Below are 21,502 nucleotides of genomic sequence, written 5' to 3'. Positions count from 1 at the left end.
TATGTCATCTGCAAAAGGTAATAAGTCCGTTGACGTTTTAGATTTTGGCGGCTTTACCGAAGTTATCCAATTTTTAATGGAGTTGGATAAACTAAAAAGTGTTTATCGAAAAAATAAATTACTCAACAATGAGAGGCAAGAAAATACAGCGGAGCATAGTTGGCAATTTGCTATGGCTGCAATGAGTTTCGCGCCTTATGTCAAAGGGGTGAATGTTGATCACGCCATTAAGTTGGCCTTAGTACATGATATCGTCGAAATCGATGCAGGTGATGTCTTGGTTTACGATGTTGCGGCACGTGATGCTATTCGCGAAGAAGAGGTCAAAGCTGCTGTTCGTATTTTTGGCTTACTCCCTTCTCCACAAAATGAGCAATTTTTGGCTTTATGGAAAGAGTATGATGCGGCAGAAACATTGGATGCGAAATTTGCCAATGTTATCGATAGAACCATTCCTATGCTCTTAAATTTACATAATCAAGGGCAAAGTTGGGTCGAGAATAATATTCGCCTAGAACAAGTGATCGCTCGAAATGAGTTTATAGAAGAAGTATTTCCTGAATTTTGGGAGCAACTCTTACCACAACTGAAACTCGCCCAGCAAAAAGGTTGGTTGTTGTAATTTATTCACCAATAGAGTTTGCTCTTGGTGTGAATCAGTGAATCAAATACCCGGTAATAATATCGGGTATTTAACTCAATCGTGTTATCACGCGGAAAATACCAACGGCTATCGATTGATGAAACAGATGCGTTTTATCCTTTCCCCACTATAACTAAAAACCCCCAATAATTGATAATACAACTATTGAGGGCTACTTATTATTTACAACACACTAATCACATATACTCTTCAATCGGCACACAGGAACAATGTAAATGGCGATCACCATAAACATCATCCAAGCGCTTCACGGCAGGCCAATATTTGTTTGCTTTTGTGGCCGCTGTTGGGAATACAGCTAACTCGCGGCTATAGGCATGCTCCCACTGCGCCACTAGCTCTGTTTGAACATGTGGAGCATTAACCAGTGGGTTATCTTCCAGTGTCCATTCCCCATTAGCCACTTTGTCAATTTCATTGCGGATGGCTAACATCGCATCAACAAACCGATCAATTTCCACCAGACTTTCTGATTCTGTTGGTTCAATCATCAATGTACCCGCAACAGGGAATGACATGGTTGGTGCATGGAAACCATAATCGATGAGGCGTTTTGCGATATCTAATTCGCTGATCCCTGTATCTTTCTTAATTGGGCGCAAGTCAACAATACATTCGTGAGCAACGTAGCCATCACGACCTGTATACAGAATGTCATAGCGGCCTTGTAGACGTTTAGCAATGTAGTTCGCGTTTAAAATCGCTACCTGACTTGCTTTTCTCAGACCATAAGATCCCATCATACGAATGTACATCCAACTGATTGGCAGAATGGACGCACTACCAAAAGGTGCTGCCGAAACTGCGCCTTGCTCAGTGATCATCTCTTGTTCAACAACTGAATGCCCCGGAACAAATGGCGCTAAATGTTTTTTCACGCCAATTGGCCCCATACCTGGGCCGCCACCACCGTGTGGGATACAGAAGGTTTTGTGTAAATTGAGGTGAGAAACATCGGCACCAATATAACCTGGCGTTGTTAGGCCTACTTGTGCGTTCATATTGGCACCATCGAGGTACACTTGCCCACCAAACTGATGAATGATCTCACAAACCTCTTTGATGCTCTCTTCATACACGCCATGAGTTGACGGGTAAGTCACCATCACACACGAAAGATTATCGCTATGTTTTTCTGCCTGCTGACGTAAATCCACCAGATCAATATTCCCTTCATCATCACAGCGTACCACCACCACTTCCATACCAGCCATATGTGCTGATGCAGGGTTGGTGCCGTGTGCCGATGCAGGGATAAGGCAAATATTACGGTGTCCTTCATGGCGGCTTTCATGGTAGCGGCGAATTGCCAATAACCCTGCATATTCACCTTGGGCACCTGAGTTAGGCTGCATACAGACTGCATCATACCCTGTTAACTGAACTAACCAATGTGATAGCTGCTCAATCATTTGATGATAGCCCTGAGCTTGCTCCGGTGGGCAGAATGGATGCATTTCGCCAAATTCAGGCCATGTGATCGGCAACATTTCAGCCGCAGCATTTAGCTTCATCGTACAAGAGCCAAGCGGGATCATCGCTTGGTTCAATGCGAGATCTTTACGCTCTAGGCTGTGCATATAGCGCATCATTTCCGTTTCACTATGATAACGGTTGAAATTCGGATGCGACAAAATGGCATCATCACGTTGCATTGAAGGGCAAATAGCACTCTCTTGGGCCGAAACTTGTTTATCAAGTTGTTCGAAATCCAATTTTTGCTCATTTCCTGTGATGATAGTGAATAGCTCATTCAAGTCTTGGCGTGTTGTTGTTTCACTGAATGTGATACCAACTGCACCATGAATATCAGTACGTAAGTTGACCTTCGCACTTTCCGCCCGCGCCAGAACGGCAGCTTTATCTGCTACCTCAATTGAGAGTGTGTCAAACCAGCTCTTATGACGTAGTGTGATACCCGCATCTTGTAGCGCCTTAGCGAAAATAGATGTCAAGCGATGAATACGCTCAGCAATCAATTTTAACCCTTTTGGGCCATGGTAAACGGCATACATTGCGGCAATATTTGCTAGCAACACCTGTGACGTACAGATATTTGAGTTTGCTTTTTCACGGCGAATATGTTGTTCTCGAGTTTGCATCGCCATACGCAGTGCAGTATGACCGGACGCATCGCGAGATACACCAATAATACGGCCAGGCATTGCGCGCTTGTATTCATCTCGGCAAGCAAAAAATGCAGCATGTGGACCACCATACCCCATAGGCACACCAAAGCGCTGTGCTGAGCCAAAGACAATATCAGCGCCTTGCTTACCCGGTGCGGTTAACATCACCAGAGCCATCATTTCAGCGGCCACACAACTTATAATTTTACGCTCTTTGAGTTGCGCATACAGTTCACTGTAGTCATGGACTTCACCAGTCGAGCCTACTTGCTGCAATAACGCCCCAAACACACCTTCGTGTTCAAGGACTTTCTCAGCTTTATCGACTATCACTTCAAAGCCAAATGTGCCTGCACGGGTGCGAACAACATCTAATGTTTGTGGATGAATATCGTCAGCAACAAAAAAACGTTCAGCATTTTTTAATTTACTAATACGTTTCGCCATCGCCATGGCTTCCGCCGCTGCTGTCGCTTCATCTAAAAGGGAAGCGGAAGCTAATTCAAGCCCTGTTAAATCAATCGTTAATTGCTGAAAGTTTAATAACGATTCCAAGCGTCCTTGAGACACTTCTGGCTGATAAGGCGTATAAGCCGTATACCAACCTGGGTTTTCGAGTAAGTTACGTAAAATAACGGGCGGTAAAATAGCCGGGGCGTACCCCATCCCAATATAACTCTTATAGCGCTTATTTAAACTCGCTATTGCTTTCAATTCTGCTAACGCTTCTTGTTCTGTCGCCCCACCACCAACTCTTGGTGGCTCTGCCAATAAAATGGCTTTAGGGACAATATTGTCTGTCAGTGCATCAAGAGAGGTGGCACCCACAGTGTCCAACATCGTTTTTACTTGTTGTTCTGATGGACCAATATGGCGTTGAATAAATTCCGAACGGTTTTCTAATTGACTCAGAGGCATCGTCATAGCTGTGTTCCCATTCCTATATCTAATCTGCTGCTAAAGGGTAGGCTTCAAAGCAAAACGCCCCGTAATGACAGCATTACGGGGCGTTTTACGGTATTATTCGTCTTCTTCGAGCAACGCTGAGTAAGCGTCAGCATCTAACAAATCAGCCAGTTCTGATTCGTCGGTAATTTTAATACGGAAAATCCAACCTTCTTGATAAGGTTGCTCATTGACCAGTTCAGGCGCATCAACTAGCGCTTCGTTAACTTCAATGATTTCACCACTTAGTGGAACATAAATATCGGATGCAGCTTTAACAGATTCGACAACCGCACATTCACTTCCAATATCAACAGAGCTGCCCACTTCGGGGAGATCGACAAACACCATATCACCTAATAACTCTTGGGCATGCTCGGTAATACCTACGGTGTAAACGCCATCACCTTCATGACGGACCCACTCATGCTCACGGGTATATTTCAGCTCTGCAGGAACATTACTCATCATCAACCTCACTCTTATTTACGAATTTTTTCATTATGGGGGGATTAGCCACTCTTAAACGAGGGCTTTTCCTTCCCGCACAAACCCAGGTTTTACCACCTCAACAGGCATTTCTCGGTTACGTATTTCAACAATGGCTTTATCTTGTATTTCTTTTGGCACACGTGCCAAGGCAATACTGAAACCGAGTGTTGGCGAGAAAGAGCCGCTGGTAATAACCCCTTCTTGTAATTTACCTAAATCGTCGGTGAAACGTACCGTTTGGCCTGCTCGTAATATGCCTTTTTCACGCATAACAATACCGACTAATTTTTCGGTGCCTTGCTCTTTTAATTTCTCTAATGCTTCACGACCGATGAATTGGCGGTCTTCAGGCTTCCAAGCGATCGTCCATCCCATATTGGCAGCCAGTGGTGAGATAGTCTCATCCATGTCTTGCCCATATAAATTCATGCCAGCCTCAAGGCGCAAAGTATCACGCGCACCTAACCCTGCGGGATGAACACCGGCTTTCAGCAATTGATGCCAAAACTCGACCACTTGCGCTTTCGGCAATGCTATTTCATAGCCTTTTTCGCCAGTATAGCCCGTAGTTGCAATAAAGAGTTCATCGGCTTGCACCCCATAGAATGGCTTCATATCTGCCAACAGGGCACATTGTGATGGCGTCAATAGCGAATGGACTTTTTGTTGCGCTGTAGGGCCTTGAACCGCTAATAGGGCAAGATCATCACGCACTTCAATAGAGACAGGATACGATTTCATATGCTGTTCAATCCATGCGATATCCTTATCACGGGTCGCGGAGTTGACAACCAAGCGGTAGAAATCATCATTAAGGTAATAAACAATTAAATCGTCAATGACTCCGCCAGAAGCATTTAACATCCCCGTATAAAGTGCCTTCCCTTTGTCGGTCAGCTTGGCAATATCATTTGCGAGAAGATAGCGAAGGAAATCGCGGCAACCTTCACCATGTAGATCAACAATAGTCATGTGGGAGACATCAAACATCCCAGCATCGGTTCTCACTAAATTATGTTCATTGATTTGTGACCCGTAGTGCAATGGCATCATCCAACCATGAAAATCCACCATTTTCGCACCGCAGGCTATATGTTCATCATATAGCGGGGTTTGCTTTGCCATGAATACCCTCTTTACATTTGAATATGATAGGGTGAGCGCCACTGTTGCTGTGCAGGAAAATGATTTATCACGCCACAGCCAATAACGCTACGCAAACGATAACATCTTATTAAAAACTACCACTGTTTTTAGTAAGAAACCATTAAAAAAAATAGGGCTACCAACACTCTGTATTACTGATTACAAGCGACATAATCCAGCTAATTTTGTTAAAAAATTGAGAATGATCACTCAATCCCACTATATTTAACCTAAAAGCGTAGAGTTAATCATCGTATCTCTAGAGATGTTAGTGAAAAACCAATGTTAGCACCTCACAGCAAAATTAGTAAAACTAATGCGAAATTTGGCTATAATTAGAATTTCTCAATCATGAATACAAAAAATAACGATGGCAATTACGTCAATAATCGCCTTGCCATCATTGAAAAAAATGAGTGTTCCATGAACACAAAAAGAGAGGGATTGGCAGCGTTTACCACTGCCAATTGATAGGTAATATTATTTAGAGGGGGCTAACTGAACTTTTTCTAGCCATTCAGGCATATCAAACAGGCCCATAGCATGATTAAGTAGTTGAGGTTTCACGCCGGGTAAGCTATCTGCCAGCACCAATCCTATATCACGGAATAATTTCTTAGCCGGATTGTTGCCATCAAATAATTCACGGAACCCTTGCATACCAGCAAGCATCAAAGCCGCACTGTGTTTACGATGGCGCTCGAAAGTACGCAAGTAGAAATATTGCCCGAAATCTTTACCTTCACGATGCAGGCGTTTGATTTCCCCTAACAGCATGGCAACATCCATAAAGCCTAAGTTAACTCCCTGCCCTGCCAATGGGTGAATAGTGTGAGCGGCATCGCCAAGAAGTGCTAAACGTTGCGCCGCAAACTGTCGTGCGTAACGCCCCGTTAAAGGGATAGTCAGTCGTTCACTCTCCAGTTGGCATAGCCCTAAACGCGTATCAAATGCGACCGCTAACTCTTTTTCAAAATCTACTTTATCCATTTGCTGACGTCTTGCTGCTTCTGTGGCAGGTTGAGACCAAACAATTGAACATAGATGAGGGTCACTCAACGGCAGAAATGCCAATATCCCTTTACCATCAAAGGATTGGCGTGCTACCGTCTCATGGGGCTGCTCTGTGCGGATCGTCGCAACTAAGGCCGTGTGCTCATAATCCCAAAATGTCAGAGGGATATCGGCATGACCACGTAACCAAGAATTGGCACCATCCGCTCCGACAATAAGCCTTGCGGTTAACATCGAATCATCAGTGAGGGTAATAAAAACATCATTTTCCCCCCAAACGACTTTTTGAATAGTCGCCGGCGCCAGTATAGTCACCTCTCGCAAGGTGGATGCTTTTTGCCATAACGCATCACGAATCACGTTATTTTCAACAATATGCCCTAAATGGGAGAGGTTCTGCTCTTTTGCAGAAAAATGGATACGACCAAAGCTGTCATTATCCCAAACTTCCATGCCGTTGTAGGCTGAAGCCCTCATTGATTTTATTGTTGACCAAACATCTAAATAGCTTAGTAATTTTTCGCTCGCTGCATTAATCGCAGACACTCGCAGTGCATAAGGGTCACTGTCCGAAAAAGGCTTTTTCGCTGGATGACTTTCAATTACGGCAACACGTAGCCCTGTGCCTTCTAAACCACAGGCAAGTGCTAGGCCAACCATACCACCACCGGCGATAACCACATCAAACGATTGCATATTTTTATTCCTCTTAGTTCTGTGGTTATTGTTCCGCCACCCAGCCAAGTGTTTGACGAGCTAATACATCACGTACTGACGGTAACATTTCCATTGCCATTAAACCTAAATTACGTCCAACCACTAACGGCAAACAGCGATTTGCAAAAATACGAACCAAACCATCTGTCATGGTGACCGTTCGTTCTCTATCAATAGCACGCGCTTGCTGATACGTATTTAACAGTGCATAAGCGCCAATATCCTGACCTTGTTGATGTGCGGCAACCACCAATTCCGCTAACTGCATGACATCACGGATCCCAAGATTAAAACCTTGCCCTGCAATAGGGTGTAGCGTTTGCGCTGCATTTCCCACTAACACAGTTCGATGGCTAATTGGATTTAACGCTTTTCGAAGGGATAACGGATAACAAAACCGTGTTCCCACTTGAGTGATTTTACCAAGCCGCCAGCCAAAAGCTTGCTGAAGTTGCTGAATGAATGTTTCATCATCCCACATTTTAATCGTTTCGGCTTGCTCTTGATGATGGCACCAAACTAATGAGCTGCGCCCTTGCGACATCGGCAACAAGGCTAAAGGGCCAAACTCAGTAAAACGCTCGAATGCTTGCCCGTGTGGGTTTATCGCCGTTTTTACATTGGCAATTATTGCAACTTGCCCATAATCGTCCTGCTGCCACTGCATATGACAGGCATGGCCCACGGCAGAATGGCTACCATCTGCGGCCACCAATAAGGAGCCTGAAAGAGTTTCGCCGTTATCTAGCGTGACTGACACACATTCACTGTGCCGCTGGATATTTTCAACTTTCGCAGGGCAATACAGAGTAACGCCGGGAGCTTTACGCAATAAGGCAAATAAGCGCTCCCCTGCATCATGGAGTTCAATCACATTACCAAGCTCAGGGATGTGATAATCCTGCGCGTTGATATTGACAAACCCGGCATGCCCTCTATCGGAAACATGAACATGAGTTATTGGTGTGACACAATCCGCCAGTGCTTCCCAAATACCAATTTTAGACAATCGCTGACATGTTCCATGGGCAAGCGCTATCGCTCGAGCATCAAACCCTGGATGTGTGCCTTCCGGTAAGGAAGCTTCTATCAGTGATACTGACAATTTTCCTTGGCTTAATGATGAAATAGCCAGAGCCAATGTTGCCCCTGCCATTCCACCACCAACAATAATCACGTTCATGTTGTATTAATTACCTTTTACTACTTATTTTAAGCATTTTTAGCTTCAGCCATTAATGCCTCGATGTCATCAGGATCCTTCACCACTAAATCGGTCAAGTTTTCATTACCATTTTCGGTAATCACAATGTCATCTTCTATGCGGATACCGATCCCGCGATACTCTGGTGGCACATCTGCATCAGGCGCAATATACAGCCCCGGCTCTACGGTCAGAACCATGCCCGGCTCTAAGATCCTATCACGCTCCACCCCATAGCATCCGACATCATGAACATCTAACCCCAGCCAATGGCTTAAACCATGCATAAAGAATGGGAAATGTGCTTTGTTTTCGATCAATTGATCGACATCGCCATGCAAAATACCCAGTTCCACAAGTCCTTCAACTTTGATTCGAATGATTTTTTGCGTCACTTCATGAATGCTGGTGCCCGGACGATATAATTCTAAAGCCGTATTCAATGCTTTCAGTACGATATCGTAAATAGCGCGTTGCGGCTGCGTAAATTTACCATTGACGGGGAAAGTACGTGTGATATCACCAGCATAGCCATCAAATTCAGCCCCCGCATCAATTAACACCAACTCTCCATCTTTCATTTCACTTTCATTTTCAGTGTAATGCAGAATGCAGGCATTTTCACCGCTGCCAACGATCGAGTTATACGAAGGGTAGCGTGCCCCATGGCGAGTGAATTCGTGCTCCAACTCCCCACAAAGCTGATATTCATACATGCCTGGTTTACAGGTCTTCATTGCTCTGATATGCGCTAATGCAGAGATCTCACCTGCTTTGCGCATCACCGCAATTTCAGCTTCCGATTTAAATAAACGCATCTCATGCACTAAAGGACGCCAATCAATCATAGTATTTGGTGCGCGCAAATTGCGGCGACTACCTTTACGAAGTATATCTAGCGCACCGAAAACTAGTTTGTCTGCATATTCGAATTCGCCTTGCGCGTGATAAATCACATCAAGTCCATTAAGGAGTTGATAGAGTTGTTCTTCAATTTCATCAAATGGTAATGCTTTACTAACGCCCAGTTTTTCAGGCGCTGCTTCTTGCCCTAATCGACGACCAAACCAGATTTCAGCCGTTAAATCACGAACACGGTTAAAAAGCACCGTATGGCTATGTTTTTCATCACTTTTGATTAGCAGTAAAACGGCTTCAGGCTCACTAAACCCTGTCAGGTAAAGAAAGTCGCTGTGCTGACGATACGGGTATTCGCAATCTGCATTGCGTTGAGCCACAGGCGCTGAAAAAATAATAGCGGCGCTTGCTGGCTTCATCTGAGCCAATAATGCGTTACGACGAGAAATAAATTCCTGTTTATTCATACCGTTTCTGCCTTATTATCTAGATTGTTGAGTAGAGGGTTACGCTTATTTATTAAGCGAATATACTTACCACACTTCAAATTACCTTGTTATTTGCACAGGCTCAATCACCCAAGTAACATCAATTCTTTACTCTTTCGAGGGGATATCTTTGCTTGCCGCCTAGATGCAACTCGAATTAGGTAGAGTACAACGGCAAGCAGTTAATCTGTACCTGTTTCACTTTACAAATGGCTATTTAGCTCAAATAAGCAAAGATGGTGCACAGGCACAAACTGTTTTAATGAAGAATGGGTTTATTATTGCCAGTTGTCGACTGCTCTTTTTTCCCTTCGGTGAAAGTAATATAACAAAGCTGAACAGCGACTCTGACATATTCGACGACTTCTTCTAACGCCTGCTCAAGCTCCTCTTGGTCTTCATCTTCATCATAACCAAGCATGCCAATATTACGTAAGTCGTTAATCACTTCACTGACTTCTTTTTTATCTGCAAGTTTAGGTTGAGCCACGCCAATACCTAATAAGAAGTGGTTTACCCATCCTGCCAGTGCATCTGCGTGATCAAAGACGGACGCATTTTCATCGGGAAATAGCATTGAGAACGCAAATTCACTGTCGTCCAACACTTGGAAAGTCGTGTCATATAATTCACGTAGTGGTTGAGCAATAGCTTGAGGGAACGCTAAACCATCATTAGCCAGATCGTGGACTAATGTCTGCCAGCCACTATCGCGACTTCCTCCACAAATCAGTCCTGTAATTAAACCGTGAATTTCTGCGGCAGTTAGTGCGATAGAATGCTGTTGGAGAAGGTTGTCCAACGTTTCATAATTTGGTAAAGATTTTTGTATAGACATCTGAATTCGTCATGTTAGCTAATGATTCATGATATGCTACCATCAAGGATGGTCGCTATACCAGTAAGCTTTTGATCTGTATTTTTAATAAAGCAGCTAAAATTAGTGAATAAACCATCTATTATTTTACGCCGAACATTGTATTTGCGGCGAGTCCTATTCGTATGGAGGTATCATGTCCGCACAACCTGTTGACATTCAAATATTCGGGCGCTCAATGAGAGTCAACTGCCCTGTCGAACAAAAAGAAGCCCTACTGGCATCCGCCCAAGAACTTGAGCAACGCCTTCAAGATCTCAAAGATAGAAGTGGTGTTACTAATACAGAACAGCTTATTTTTATCGTTGCATTGAACGTGTGTCACGAATTAACACAAGAAAAGACAAAAACACGCGATTATGCATATAATATGGAAGAGAAGATAAAAATGCTGCAACAAACAATCGAGCAAGCATTACACGATCAGGTAAAAATCACTGAGAGGCAGGTTATGCCTATCGGCTAAATTTGCTTAATAATCATACACTAGTATAAAAAAATAAACGAAAATAGGGTTGCTTTTTAAATCCAATTTCATACAATGAAGTACATAGAGTGACGTTACGTACTCAAACCAAATTTCTCTGAGATGCTCGTGAGTGGGTCAGTCCCCTGAGCCGATATTTCAAAAAAACAGAATGTGGTTATTGCGCTGGTGAGCACGCCTGATTCGCTCAGGAAGCCTAAAGGTTGCTAAACTACGTTCACCTTGAACCAAGGGTTCAAGGGTTACAGCCTACAACGGCATCTTGGAGACCCTCAATTTTTCCCATAAGCTTGCTTCTAATACTATTATCTCACGCTCATTAGGCTATACTTCCAACCATTACTTACATATTTATCAAACCACTAATAATAATAGAGTTAATAGCCTCTAAGGTTGCGGATCTTATGGAAGATAACTTATCAGTCATGCGTCAGCAAATTCGCCAATCGGTTCGTCAGTTACGCCAGCAGCTGAGTCCAGAGCAACAACAACTGGCTGCAAAAAAAATCGTACAACACACCTTATCTCACCCTAAGATTGCTCAAGCACAACACATTGCGTTGTTTCTTTCTTTTGATGGCGAGATCCACACTCAACCATTAATTGATGCACTATGGCAGCAAGGGAAAAAAGTTTACCTGCCCGTATTACATCCCTTTAGCCCTCATCATCTGCTGTTTTTAAACTATGCGCCGACAACTCAGTTAGTTAAAAATCGATTTAACATTGATGAACCCCCATTAGACGTAACCGAAGTGCGACCCATAAATCAGTTAGATGTCATGATGATCCCACTGGTTGCCTTTGATGAACAGGGTCAACGTTTAGGTATGGGAGGCGGTTTTTATGATAGGACTTTAGCTAATTGGCAGCAGAAAGGATTTTACCCAATAGGGCTTGCCCATGATTGCCAACGGGTCACCGCTCTCCCCGTGGCACATTGGGATATTCCTCTTCCTGAAATTATTACCCCACAAAAAATATGGCACTGGTAACCCAGTGCCATAATATCCATTCGATACGCTTGGTTAAATGATTAATACAGTAGTCGAGCGCGGATAGTGCCCGGCAATTGTTTCAATTTAACCAGAATATCATCAGCGTGATCGGGCTGTTGCGTGATAATATCAATTACAACGTAACCAACATTTCCAGCAGTACGTAAATACTGGCCAACAACGTTGATATTGTTTTCAGTAAACACTTGGTTAATGCTATTCATCATTCCAGGGCGGTTTTCATGAATATGCAATAGACGGTTAGTATCTTCAGTATGTACTGGCAGAGAAACTTCAGGGAAATTAACCGCGGAAAGCGTCGAACCATTATCTGAATATTTCGCTAATTTACTTGCAACCTCTAACCCGATATTTTCTTGTGCTTCTTCTGTTGAGCCACCAATATGAGGCGTCAAAATCACGTTGTCGAACTTGATTAGCTCACTAATGAATGGGTCATTAGGGTCATTGTTCGCCGCAGGCTCTGTCGGGAATACGTCAACTGCCGCACCTGACAGATGTTTGCTTTCCAGTGCATCAGCCAAAGCAGGGATATCAACAACTGTACCGCGTGACGCATTGATGAAAATGGCCCCCGGTTTCATCAGTTCAAACTGCTCTTTTGCAAACATATTTTTGGTGCTTGCTGTTTCTGGCACATGCAAGCTCACAACGTCGCTCATGTTTAATAGTTCAGCCATTGAGCGAACTTGTGTCGCATTGCCCAGCGGTAATTTATTTTCAATATCATAAAAATAAACATCCATACCAATCCCTTCAGCCAAAATACCTAGCTGAGTACCGATATGACCGTAACCAACAATCCCTAAGCGTTTACCGCGAGCTTCAAAGCAACCTTTCGCCTGTTTTTCCCAGATGCCGCGATGCGCTTTCATATTCGCTTCCGGAATACGACGTAACAGCAGTAACAATTGACCTAAAACCATCTCAGCAACGGAACGGGTATTTGAGAAAGGCGCATTAAAAACAGGGATACCGCGTTTCGCCGCAGCATCTAAATCCACTTGGTTTGTACCAATACAGAAACAGCCGACAGCCACTAATTTTTCTGCTGCCGCAAAGATCTCTTCAGTCAGATGAGTACGGGAGCGAATACCGACAAAACGCGCATCTTTAATTGCTTCTTTTAACTCTTCGTCCGACAACGCACTTTTGTGATATTCAATGTTGGTATAGCCTGCTGCTTTTAAATTATCAACCGCGCTTTGGTGAACTCCTTCCAATAGTAAAAATTTAATTTTGTCTTTTTCCAAAGATACCTTAACCATTTACCCTACCCTATCAGCTTAAGATTCATAACAGATGAACTTTCCGTGTACCAACATAGCAAAAAACGGCGCAGTATCAATACAATCGTTTGCCTCATTTATCTGGTTAAGTGCGAAGAAAAAGAAGTTATGTGGCAGAAAATCAGGGGCGGTAACACAAAATAAGGATTTTGCCTGTGCAATAAGCATTAGTGTGAGATATATCACCAAAATAAGGGGGAAATAAAAATTGCTATTTTTTTATTGCTAGATGATATTAGTAAAATAGATGACTTAGACAGGCATCTATCTTCCAAACCAATAGACCAATTGTTTTTACAGCAAAAATTTACTTAACTAAATTAATCGCTTTTTCTTTTACCATTCGCACAAATTGTTGGCTCTCTTCTGTCGACGCAAAACAGCGCGCTGGAATGATAATGGCGAAAACACGGTCTATAAAAAGATACAATAAATCACCATCCGTCCGTACAAATTTAAATGACTCCCATTTAATCAATGCGTTGCCATATTTACTTACCTCATGAAGCCCAATCTCATCAAAACGATATTCCTTTTCACAAAACAGGTAGCCGCCTTCATCAGGAATTGCTCGATTAAACGTTTTCAATAATCGAACGGCAATAAACAAAAATAAAAATGAGGCGATAATAAACGCAATGGTTAACTGAAAAAGGGTGATATTTAAAAGCTGAAAAGCCACAATAAATGCGATGAAAAAAACAACCGCCATCACAATCAACGATTTATCCCATGCACTATTCTCGGAAAAATAGTCATTTTTATAACAGTAATTATTGAAACGGACATATTCGTTGCGTTCGAGTTTGACTTTGATGTGATCTACCATGTCAATACATCCCTAGTATCATGAAATGATCATTTGAGAAAGGCTAAAGTCAGTCGTTCCTAGCTATGCTGTTATCAGCATAGCTAAGTCAATCTAACTGGCTAAGGGGGATATTCAAATAATAACCGATTTCTAACAAACAGCAGTATTAAATCGATATTCAGAACAAACTATTTAATCGTTTTTACGCCTTCAGAAGTCCCCATTAAAACAATGTCAGCGCCACGATTTGCAAACAAACCAACCGTAACAACGCCTGCAATGGCGTTAATTTTGTTTTCGAGAGCAACAGGATCCACAATGCTTAAATTATGCACATCAAGAATCACATTACCGTTATCAGTAACGACATTTTGGCGGTACTCTGGTACACCACCTAATTTAACAAGTTCACGCGCGACATAGCTGCGTGCCATTGGGATCACTTCAACAGGGAGAGGGAATTTACCCAATACATCCACTTGTTTAGACTCATCTACGATGCAAACAAATGTTTTGGCAATCGCTGCCACAATTTTTTCACGTGTTAAGGCTGCCCCGCCACCTTTGATCATGTTTTTATGGTGATCAATTTCATCTGCACCATCAACATAAACATCCAGCGAATCAACATCATTACAATCTAACACAGGAATGCCCAGTGATTTAAGTTTCGCTGTCGATGCTTCTGAACTTGAAACTGCCCCCTCTATCTGCCCCTTCATTGTTGCCAAAGCATCAATAAAATGAGAGGCGGTAGAGCCAGTGCCGACACCAACAATCGTGCCCGGTTTCACGTAATCTAATGCTGCCCAACCTACTGCTTTTTTTAATTCATCCTGAGTCATGCGATGCCTTCTACTATTTTTAAGAGTGAATGAGGTTTTTATCTGCTAATAATATTATATAACGGACACCTAACAAGTTCAGCTTTGTTCGTAATATTCTGTGATTCACACATTGTCATCAATATTGCAGGTGTTCTGAGGCAAAATATGGCATAGTGAGTCGTAGAATAACAACAAGGAGAATACCCCCAATGAAGCGCCCTGATTACCGCGCGTTGCAAGCACTGGATGCTGTCATTCGTGAAAGAGGATTTGAGCGGGCAGCTCAAAAATTATGTATTACACAATCTGCCGTCTCACAGCGGATCAAACAATTAGAGAACCTATTTGGTCAGCCGCTACTCGTTCGGACAGTACCGCCACACCCCACAGAGCAAGGGCAGAAGCTATTAGCACTTCTTCATCAAGTAGAATTACTCGAAGAACAATGGCTCGGTGATGAAAACGGGGGGTCAACGCCATTACTACTTTCACTTGCAGTCAACGCCGACAGTCTAGCAACTTGGTTATTACCTGCACTTAATCCTGTTTTAGGCAATAGCCCAATTCGTTTGAATATCCAAGTGGAAGATGAAACACGAACACAAGAACGGTTAAGACGTGGCGAAGTGGTTGGCGCAATCAGTATTCAACCTCAAGCATTGCCGGGGTGTTTAGTCGATAAACTCGGAGCATTGGATTATATTTTTGTTGCATCACCCGATTTTGCAGCAAAATATTTCCCTGAAGGCGTCACACGTTCATCGCTTCTTAAAGCGCCAGCAGTAGCCTTTGACCACCTTGATGATATGCACCAAGCTTTTGTACAACAGAATTTTGGTCTATCGCCCGGTAGTGTGCCATGTCACATCGTTAATTCATCAGAGGCATTTGTACAACTGGCAAAACAGGGGTCAACTTGCTGTATGATCCCACATTTACAAATTGCTAATGAGCTTAGTACAGGTGAATTAATTGATTTGACGCCAGGGCTATGCCAACGTCGGATGCTATATTGGCACCGTTTTGCCCCGGAAAGCCGTACGATGAAGAAAGTCACTGACGCCCTACTCAAAACAGGGCGTCAGATGTTAAAACAAGAAGATGAAACTTAACGTTTTAATTCAAAAACCACATCAACTTGGTCGTTAAAATCAATACTCTGCTGCTCATAAGTTTCGTTGACATCGCGCTCAGGGGCAGCAGAGAGTGCCATTTTCGCTCTGTAATTCATGACTGGCGCAGGGTATGGGGTCGCATCTGGTGCACGATAATTCACACTGTACACAGGCCCTAACTGAACATTAAACCCTTTTGCCAATGCATTCGCTTGTTCAATCGCATTTTTAATCGCTTTTTCTCGAGCCTCATCGCGATATTGTTGAGGGTTATTCACACCGAACTGAACTGAATTAATTTCATTAAGCCCTGCTTTTAATGCACCATCAAGCAAGGTATTGAGTTGATCTAATTTAGTGACTTTAACTTCAACAGAACGAATTGCTGTATAACCTACAATGGATGATTTCTGAGATTCTTTATCATACTCATATTTTGGTTGAGTACGCACATTAGCAGCATTGATATCTTTCTTTTCGATACCATTTTGTTTCAAGAACTCAAAATATTCAGCAACACGTTTATCAACGCCTGTTTTAGCCGCTGCTGCATCTTTTTCAGTCACTTCAACATTGATATTTAATGTCGCCATATCCGGTGATGCTTTAATTATTGCATTACCTGACGTTGTAATATGTGGCCCTTCAGGAAGCGGATTAGCTTGTGCAATAGCAGGAACCGCAACACCAGCCATCATGGCAGCAAGAACAAGAGACTTTAACTTCACAGGACCTCCTAATAATCAATAATAAGAAAGTTGTGGTGACATAACTTATTTATCCCACAACCTTACTTAAACATTAACACATCCTATGTGAAATTCGTTTCGGATTAATAAGAAATTATCAATACCCTAACCCTTGCTTCGCTAATTGAAAGGCAATAAACCACATCACCATTCCAACAAAGAGATTAATTACGCGTTATGAACGTGGCTTATTTAGTATGGGGGAAAACCAAGCCGCTAATATCGCTAAAGCAAAAAACCAAGCAAAAGATGCGGTCAGTGCCCCTGCCGTAAACCACGGCCGTAATGAGCTTTCTAACTGCCCTCCCACACTGCCTAATACCACAAAAGTATCTAAATACACATGAGGGTTTAGCCACGTTACCGCAAATAGAGTCACGATCACTCGCCAACGATTGGCAACCTTATTCTCTGCTTGCACCCTAACTTCATCGCGACTAAAAGCGCTACGACATGCGCCGTAACCATACCAAGCTAGAAACGCTACCCCAGCCAATGTAATCAATTGCAACAGAATTTCAGACTGGCTTAGTAATGCACTTCCTCCAAAAACGCCAGCAATAATTAATGCGGTATCACTTAAGGAGCATAAAAATGCACTCATCACATGATATTGCTTTCGACTTCCCTGCTGCAAAATAAATGCATTTTGCGGGCCTAATGGAAGTATCATTGCAGCACCAAGTAAAGCACCCTGAATATAAATCGTAAACATGCATAAATTCCTAATAATTATTCATTTTATTCAATGAGATTCTAATTAGAAAAAATTATTAGGGAAAATTATTATTTCTTATAGAAGATTAGAATAACTTATTGTGACATTCGCTATCTAAACGATAGGAAAGGAAAATCAGCAAATAAAAAACTGGGTACAGTACAATAAACTGACCCAGTTTTATCATTCAATAAATACGCTTATTCTGTCATATCTTTTTTCACTGCAACAGCAGCCTGTTGATGTAAATGGACATCCATTTGAGGGAATGGTATACCAATATCGTGCTTATCGAGTGCACGTTTGAAATTTTCCATTAAATCCCAATATACAGGCCATGTGTCACCATTTTTAGCCCAAAAACGGACTAAATAATTTAATGAAGATGGCGCCATTTCGTGTAAACGGATAGTCACACCTTTATCGTGTAAAATACGCTCATCAGCAGCAACAATGTCACCTAATACTTTTTTGACTAAATCAATATCTGAATCATACGCCACTCCAACAATAATATCAGTTCGGCGATCAGGTTCACGAGTGATATTGATAATGTTATCTGCAATAATTTTACCATTCGGAATGACGATAATGCGATCATCCGCTGTTCTAAGTGTGGTAGAGAAAATTTGAACGTTTTGAACCGTTCCTTCTACAGCCCCAATTTGGACATACTCACCAGCTCGCAGAGGTCTAAACACGACTAATAATACACCAGCGGCAAAGTTGCCTAATGAGTTTTGTAATGCTAAACCAACAGCTAAGCCCGCAGCACCCAATACAGCAATCACAGATGCTGTTTGAACACCAATTTTGCCAAGTACAGCAATAAACGTAAACGCAACAACAGTATAACGGACAATCGCGGATAAAAATTCACTCACGGTAGGGTCGATGCCGCGTGCTGTCATCACACGATGTAAGCCACGTCCAACCCACTTAGCAATCATCATACCGACAATAAGAATGACGATAGCAGAAACGATATTCACCGCATACTGAACTAACAGATCCTGATTTGCCGCAAACCAATTCGTTGCGTCATTCAACGCTCCGGTAACATCATCAGTATTCATACAGTCCTCTAATTTTTAAATGGAATTACTCGGTAAATGAAATTATCACATGCTCCCAACAATTTAGTTCTTATTCAAACTAACCATGTGATATTGCAATTAAATAATAACTACAATATCTAAAATCTGACAACATTTTAAAACAAAAATTTATTTTACTTTATTTTCTAAAACGAATTGTCTGTAATCGTTAAGCATACTCATAAAATCATCAATGCCGCAAAATGCGACACTTTCATTATCATAGTAACTCATTCCCTCTTCTAAACCCTCCGTCTCGAAAGCAAGTTGATTCGCTCGGATCATCACTTCTTCATCGTCTAATACCAATGTGTATTCATGACCGATTAATTCCCATTGCTTCTCGCTACCTTTAATCGATTCGTATCCGGCTTCTATTTCATCTAACAGACTCAAATCGCCTTTAATTTCCTCATTAAGCCAATAACCAACCGCTTCATGATCCATCGAAAATTTTGCCGATATCTCTCCAGTTATATCCTGAAAAAATTGGTATTCCATAATCCACCTCACACCAGACGTCATTCGTTATAATTATACCTCTAGTTCAGTATTATTGTTCGCTAAAACATGAGATAAAAAGAAAGCTCACTATGATATGGGGAGCATTGATGAACTTTTGTTCTGCAAAAACGACAAACGGCTAATAGCAGAACAAAGTAAGCGTCATCGCATAACACGACATAAAGAAGAAGGATAGGAGTGTCTGATGATTAACCATTTAGACCATCTGGTGTTAACCACAACCGATCAAAACGCGTGCATTGATTTCTACACCCATGTACTCAAAATGAAGTTGATAACCTTCGGTGAGCAGCGCTATGCGTTGCAATTTGGGGAGCAAAAAATAAATATCCACCAATATGGTAAAGAATTTGAGCCAAAAGCTCATTTACCCGTACCTGGCTCACTCGATTTATGTTTTATCAGTAATACACCAATAAACCAAATTATGACGTTTATTCAACAGCAAGGTGTCGAGATTATAGAAGGCCCTGTCAAACGTACAGGCGCAATGGGAGAGATATTATCTATTTATATTCGAGATCCTGATTTAAATCTTATTGAGATAGCAAATTATATATAGCCATATACTACTGCTAAATTCGTACAAAGGTAGCACGAGTCGTACAGACTGGCTACCTAATCAAAAATTAAGCTGTCCCCAATACACTATGCCATGAGATATCGAGTGCCTGATTTTTATTTATATTACTTAATAACAATGGATATGTAACTGTGAATTTTGATAAATTATACTGCTTGGAAAAATGATTTCACAATATTTTGATTATATTTTATCTGTACAAAATCATTTAGATAATCAAAAATTTATACAGGCATAAGTTAACATTAGATTCCCCGCATAAAATACAAATCCCATTTTTTATTATTAAATACTAAAATTAAAAGTAATTATAGCTTCTGCATTATAATTAACTTCATCATTAAGCTCAATATTTGCTTTAGCCAAATCATTTCGTGAGTTAATAAACATACTCTCTTGTTCAAAATTTGCTGAAAATACTTTCCCTGGTATTAATGACCTCATAAATTCATTCTTACTTATTGATTCACCATTTGCCTTAGACCATCCATAATATTCCCCCTTAGTTAACACATATTGCCCAAGACCCGCTGTTGAATGTATTGAGTTATATAAACGGCGAACATATCCAGAATTATTATCGACCTTAGCATCTTTTACTAAAAATGAGACACCACCAAGTGCGGCCGGTTTACCCCCATTAATATGAAAATATTTATGTGCAATATCAGGACTTACTGGCGTCGAAGGTAAATTTAAGCTTTCATAAAGATCCGTCGCCATGAATAGTAAATAAGTCTCTGCGTCACATGTCACTGTAACCGTATTTTTTATTTTTGAGTTTTCCGGGAAAATATATCTATTCGACATAGGTATAACATCAACAGAGAGTTTTCCCATGTCATATATGATATTGGTTTGCTCTTCTCCATTAACCATACAGGTTGGTGGCTTAATATCACCAGATATTTTTAAATTAGCATTTGTATCTGCATAGCTTAAACCAGCGGCTAATAATGGTAATACACCTAAACATTTTACTGTATTTTTCATATTAAATTAACGCCCCTAATAATTTAAATAGGTCAACAACCTAACCCGATTAGAATAAAATAAAATTAAATACCAAAACCAAATGATAATGTCGCACTGCCATCTAGGGATACATCACCAGCACTCTCTTTTACCTCACCATAAAACATTGGCTTAACTTCAAAATCAGCCGCGAAAATTTGTCCTGATACTAACTTTGTCGATGTTTCAGCCCAAGCTGTTTTTTTCGATTGGCTTATTAAAAGTTCTGGCACAGCGCTCCCTCCCGCAGCCAACACAGAGACTTTTTTAGCGCCTTCATCACTATTTCCTTTAACAGTCGCATTTGACATTGTAATAGTGTAAACACCAATATTTTGGCTATTATCAGCACCATATTTACCTAAACCAAAGAAGATATCGCCTGGATTTATGACACTATCACTACGATTATCTTTGGCTATAAAATTTAAATAAGTGGCAGCATCACACACTATTTCAATTCTTTTCGTTTCACCATCTAAATATAAGATATCTGAACTAGGAAACATTTCTGGAGCGATATCAAATCGATATTCAATATCCACTTCATTCTGATTATTGATAGAGCATGTTGGTGGTTTAATATCGCCAGATACTTTCAAATTAGCACTGATATCTGCATAACTTAAACCTGCTACCAATAACGGCAATAAGCCCAAACATGTTATTGTGCTTTTCATCGTAAATTAACAATCTCAATAGGTTAAATAGGTCAATTATCTAACCTATTTAAA

General features: G+C 41.5%; 20 protein-coding genes, 1 other RNA gene and 1 pseudogene. 6 read left to right on the top strand and 16 right to left on the bottom strand.

The genetic code is table 11. The features are described 5' to 3' along the window. Position 1: 1 nt before the first annotated feature. Positions 2–622 (top strand): HD domain-containing protein, encoded by a 621-nt coding sequence (locus I3B46_RS06905; RefSeq protein ID WP_004921714.1) that lies wholly within the window; start codon positions 2–4, stop codon positions 620–622. 218 nt (positions 623–840) lie between these two features. Here the strand turns inward: I3B46_RS06905 and gcvP are convergent, their stop codons facing one another. From gcvP to I3B46_RS06870, 7 genes are all read right to left on the bottom strand, one after another. Beyond that, positions 841–3,717, bottom strand: coding sequence for an aminomethyl-transferring glycine dehydrogenase (gene gcvP / locus I3B46_RS06900; RefSeq protein ID WP_004921716.1), 2,877 nt, complete (start codon positions 3,715–3,717; stop codon positions 841–843). A gap of 96 nt (positions 3,718–3,813) precedes the next feature. Beyond that, positions 3,814–4,206, bottom strand: coding sequence for a glycine cleavage system protein GcvH (gene gcvH / locus I3B46_RS06895; RefSeq protein ID WP_014656389.1), 393 nt, complete (start codon positions 4,204–4,206; stop codon positions 3,814–3,816). Positions 4,207–4,260: 54 nt separating this feature from the next. Then, positions 4,261–5,355: a glycine cleavage system aminomethyltransferase GcvT gene (gene gcvT / locus I3B46_RS06890; protein WP_004921724.1), complete on the bottom strand. Its 1,095-nt coding sequence runs from the start codon at positions 5,353–5,355 to the stop codon at positions 4,261–4,263. Positions 5,356–5,856: 501 nt separating this feature from the next. Further along, positions 5,857–7,086, bottom strand: a complete 1,230-nt coding sequence (gene ubiI, locus I3B46_RS06885; protein WP_104872862.1) for an FAD-dependent 2-octaprenylphenol hydroxylase — start codon at positions 7,084–7,086, stop codon at positions 5,857–5,859. 25 nt (positions 7,087–7,111) lie between these two features. Continuing rightward, complete coding sequence (gene ubiH, locus I3B46_RS06880) at positions 7,112–8,290, bottom strand: 2-octaprenyl-6-methoxyphenyl hydroxylase (RefSeq protein ID WP_072502435.1); 1,179 nt, start codon at positions 8,288–8,290, stop codon at positions 7,112–7,114. Between the two features lie 29 nt (positions 8,291–8,319). Then, positions 8,320–9,636, bottom strand: coding sequence for a Xaa-Pro aminopeptidase (gene pepP / locus I3B46_RS06875; RefSeq protein WP_163761962.1), 1,317 nt, complete (start codon positions 9,634–9,636; stop codon positions 8,320–8,322). A gap of 280 nt (positions 9,637–9,916) precedes the next feature. Then, the gene (locus I3B46_RS06870) at positions 9,917–10,495 is read right to left on the bottom strand and encodes a YecA/YgfB family protein (protein WP_004921737.1); all 579 of its coding nucleotides are present in this window, start codon (positions 10,493–10,495) and stop codon (positions 9,917–9,919) included. Between the two features lie 175 nt (positions 10,496–10,670). Here I3B46_RS06870 and zapA point away from each other — a divergent pair, with 175 nt between their 5' ends. The 3 genes from zapA (at position 10,671) to I3B46_RS06855 (ending at position 12,016) form a co-directional block, all read left to right on the top strand. Continuing rightward, entirely contained in the window at positions 10,671–11,000 is a 330-nt protein-coding gene (zapA, locus tag I3B46_RS06865) for a cell division protein ZapA (protein WP_004921740.1), read from the top strand. Between the two features lie 112 nt (positions 11,001–11,112). After that, positions 11,113–11,294, top strand: a non-coding RNA gene (ssrS, locus tag I3B46_RS06860) — 6S RNA. A 131-nt stretch (positions 11,295–11,425) separates the two neighbouring features. After that, positions 11,426–12,016 carry a 5-formyltetrahydrofolate cyclo-ligase gene (locus I3B46_RS06855; RefSeq protein ID WP_061063823.1) on the top strand — a complete coding sequence of 197 codons (591 nt, stop codon included), beginning with the start codon at positions 11,426–11,428 and terminating at the stop codon, positions 12,014–12,016. Positions 12,017–12,057: 41 nt separating this feature from the next. On the opposite strand, the gene serA is transcribed toward I3B46_RS06855, so the two are convergent. The 3 genes from serA to rpiA form a co-directional block, all read right to left on the bottom strand. Then, positions 12,058–13,308, bottom strand: a complete 1,251-nt coding sequence (gene serA, locus I3B46_RS06850; RefSeq protein WP_004921747.1) for a phosphoglycerate dehydrogenase — start codon at positions 13,306–13,308, stop codon at positions 12,058–12,060. A 328-nt stretch (positions 13,309–13,636) separates the two neighbouring features. Next, positions 13,637–14,158: a YcxB family protein gene (locus I3B46_RS06845; RefSeq protein WP_004921753.1), complete on the bottom strand. Its 522-nt coding sequence runs from the start codon at positions 14,156–14,158 to the stop codon at positions 13,637–13,639. 170 nt (positions 14,159–14,328) lie between these two features. Beyond that, positions 14,329–14,985 (bottom strand): ribose-5-phosphate isomerase RpiA, encoded by a 657-nt coding sequence (gene rpiA / locus I3B46_RS06840; RefSeq protein ID WP_004921758.1) that lies wholly within the window; start codon positions 14,983–14,985, stop codon positions 14,329–14,331. A gap of 191 nt (positions 14,986–15,176) precedes the next feature. Here rpiA and I3B46_RS06835 point away from each other — a divergent pair, with 191 nt between their 5' ends. Continuing rightward, a complete protein-coding gene (locus I3B46_RS06835; protein WP_004921761.1) occupies positions 15,177–16,079 on the top strand; it encodes a LysR family transcriptional regulator ArgP in 903 nt (300 codons plus the stop codon). Here I3B46_RS06835 and I3B46_RS06830 read toward each other — a convergent pair. The 4 genes and pseudogenes from I3B46_RS06830 to I3B46_RS06815 form a co-directional block, all read right to left on the bottom strand. Continuing rightward, on the bottom strand, positions 16,076–16,810 hold the full coding sequence (locus tag I3B46_RS06830) for an oxidative stress defense protein (RefSeq protein ID WP_004921765.1): 735 nt from the start codon (positions 16,808–16,810) through the stop codon (positions 16,076–16,078). The genes I3B46_RS06835 and I3B46_RS06830 overlap by 4 nt on opposite strands. A 118-nt stretch (positions 16,811–16,928) precedes the next feature. Next, positions 16,929–17,546, bottom strand: a pseudogene (argO, locus tag I3B46_RS06825) (arginine exporter ArgO). Between the two features lie 203 nt (positions 17,547–17,749). Continuing rightward, on the bottom strand, positions 17,750–18,625 hold the full coding sequence (gene mscS / locus I3B46_RS06820; protein WP_004921773.1) for a small-conductance mechanosensitive channel MscS: 876 nt from the start codon (positions 18,623–18,625) through the stop codon (positions 17,750–17,752). Positions 18,626–18,775: 150 nt separating this feature from the next. Next, positions 18,776–19,147 (bottom strand): YacL family protein, encoded by a 372-nt coding sequence (locus I3B46_RS06815; protein WP_088499131.1) that lies wholly within the window; start codon positions 19,145–19,147, stop codon positions 18,776–18,778. A 208-nt stretch (positions 19,148–19,355) separates the two neighbouring features. Between I3B46_RS06815 and I3B46_RS06810 the strand changes: the two genes are divergently transcribed. Continuing rightward, positions 19,356–19,733 (top strand): VOC family protein, encoded by a 378-nt coding sequence (locus I3B46_RS06810; protein ID WP_004921781.1) that lies wholly within the window; start codon positions 19,356–19,358, stop codon positions 19,731–19,733. A 306-nt stretch (positions 19,734–20,039) separates the two neighbouring features. Here the strand turns inward: I3B46_RS06810 and I3B46_RS06805 are convergent, their stop codons facing one another. After that, positions 20,040–20,747: a type 1 fimbrial protein gene (locus I3B46_RS06805; RefSeq protein ID WP_040133342.1), complete on the bottom strand. Its 708-nt coding sequence runs from the start codon at positions 20,745–20,747 to the stop codon at positions 20,040–20,042. Positions 20,748–20,812: 65 nt separating this feature from the next. Next, the gene (locus I3B46_RS06800; RefSeq protein WP_004921789.1) at positions 20,813–21,448 is read right to left on the bottom strand and encodes a hypothetical protein; all 636 of its coding nucleotides are present in this window, start codon (positions 21,446–21,448) and stop codon (positions 20,813–20,815) included. Between the last annotated feature and the right edge of the window lie 54 nt (positions 21,449–21,502).

The sequence above is a fragment of the Providencia sp. 2.29 genome (assembly GCF_015832305.1).
GTDB classification, from domain to species: domain Bacteria; phylum Pseudomonadota; class Gammaproteobacteria; order Enterobacterales; family Enterobacteriaceae; genus Providencia; species Providencia stuartii.
This window is presented reverse-complemented; position numbering and strand designations above follow the sequence as displayed.